1 protein-coding gene is annotated in these 1082 nt (G+C 63.2%); it reads left to right on the plus strand.

What is annotated here, in order from left to right:
• Positions 1-985, plus strand: a 985-nt coding sequence (locus tag AAE484_RS17400) for a zonular occludens toxin domain-containing protein (protein WP_341939708.1), incomplete at its 5' end; no start/stop codon positions are given.
• Positions 986-1082: the final 97 nt, after the last annotated feature.

Here is a 1082-nt window from a genome sequence, read left to right on the forward strand (position 1 = left end):
GAACCTGCCCCACCTGGTGGGGCGCACCGCCCGCAACGTCGATGTGCTGCGCATTCCCGACAAGCCCACCGTGGACGACCTGAACGCCCTGGGCAAAGGCTACGACGGCCCCTACAACGAAGACCGGTTCGGGGTGCTCGTGCTCGATGAATGCGGCACCTGGTTTAACTCAAGAAACTGGCAGGACAAAACCCGCGGCGCGGTCAACGACTGGTTTCTCCACGCGCGCAAACTGGGCTGGGATGTGTACATCATCATCCAGGACCTGAGCCTGCTCGACTCCCAGGCCCGGGAAGCCATCGCCGAGCTGGTCGTCTACTGCCGCCGCCTGGACAAACTGCGCCTGCCCTTTTTCGGGCGACTGCTCAAACTGTTCACCGGCTACAACCTCACCATGCCCCGGCTGCACCGGGCCAAGGTCACCTACGCCGACGATGACCTGATTTCCGATGTGTGGTGGTACCGGGGCAACGATCTGTTCCGGGCCTACGACACCCAACAGGTGTTTTTAAAAAACTATCCCCACAAAACCTACAGCTTGCTCACCCCCTGGCATACCCATGGACGCTACGCCGTCCCCCTGACGCCGAGGAATCTCATGCGACTGACCAAAATCTACTGGAAGCGTTTTAAATCACCCGTCGCGCTCGCCACGGGCCTGCTGTTGGGCGTGGTGGCCGGTTGGCTGCGCTACGCCCCGGACACCCTCCCCGCCGAACCAACGCCCCCAGAGGCGCCACAAGCTGAGCAGGGCGCGGAAGAAGTGGCCGAGTCGCCCCTGTCCCGTCGCCTGGAAAGCCTGATCATCAAAGGCTCCATGACCATCAACGGCAAGACCAGCTACCAGTTCACCACCCCGGAGGAAACCGACCGTTACTGGACGGACCAGGAACTGGCGAATGTAGGCGTCACCCTGCGCAAACTCGGGCCCTGTCGAGTGGAGGCGTTTTATGACGGCAGCCGGGTGCCCATCCTGTGCTTTTAAACGTCTCTTCCGGCTCGGCCTCTGCCGTCGGCCGCCGAGGTGCGGACGCGTGACGGCACGGCGCGTGGCCGCACCGAGGCGGCCGACGTCGGAAGAC

Origin of the sequence: Marinimicrobium sp. C2-29 (genome assembly GCF_038419845.1) — a bacterium.
Classification (GTDB): Bacteria; Pseudomonadota; Gammaproteobacteria; order Pseudomonadales; family Cellvibrionaceae; genus Marinimicrobium.